1 protein-coding gene is annotated in these 449 nt (G+C 71.3%); it reads left to right on the forward strand.

Going from position 1 to position 449, the window contains the following annotated elements; genetic code table 11:
• Positions 1–66: 66 nt before the first annotated feature.
• On the forward strand, positions 67–449 hold a 383-nt coding region (gene xpsH / locus D7X55_RS46420), incomplete at its 3' end, for a type II secretion system protein XpsH (RefSeq protein WP_121725754.1).

Consider the following 449-nt stretch of genomic DNA (forward strand, 5'->3'; position numbering starts at 1 on the left):
GGCAAGGATGGCAAGGCTGGCGGCAGCAGCGTCGACGCTGACATCCGCTACCAGCCGTAACCGCGCATGACGCACTTCCTGCCGCGCCGGTTGCCACGCCCGCGCCTGCACGGCAGGCGCGCGGCTGGACTGTCGTTGCTGGAAATGCTGCTGGTGATCGCATTGATCGCGGCGATCGGCCTGATCACCGCCGCCGGCCTGTCGCGCGGGTTCGCCGGCATGCAGCTGCGCAGCGCCGGCAAGGACATCGCCAGCCAGCTGCGCATGGTGCGCGCGCAAGCGATCGCCCGCGGCGAACCGCAGCGCTTCGTGATCGAACCGGCACGGCGCCGCTGGGAGGGGGCCAACCAGCGCCACGGTGAGCTGCCGGCACAGCTGCAGGTGCAGTTCGAAGGCGCCGCACAGCTGGCCACCGCGGCGGGGCAGGGCGTGATCGAGTTCCATCCCGA

Origin of the sequence: Corallococcus sp. AB049A (assembly GCF_003668885.1) — a bacterium.
Lineage (GTDB): Bacteria > Myxococcota > Myxococcia > Myxococcales > Myxococcaceae > Corallococcus > Corallococcus interemptor.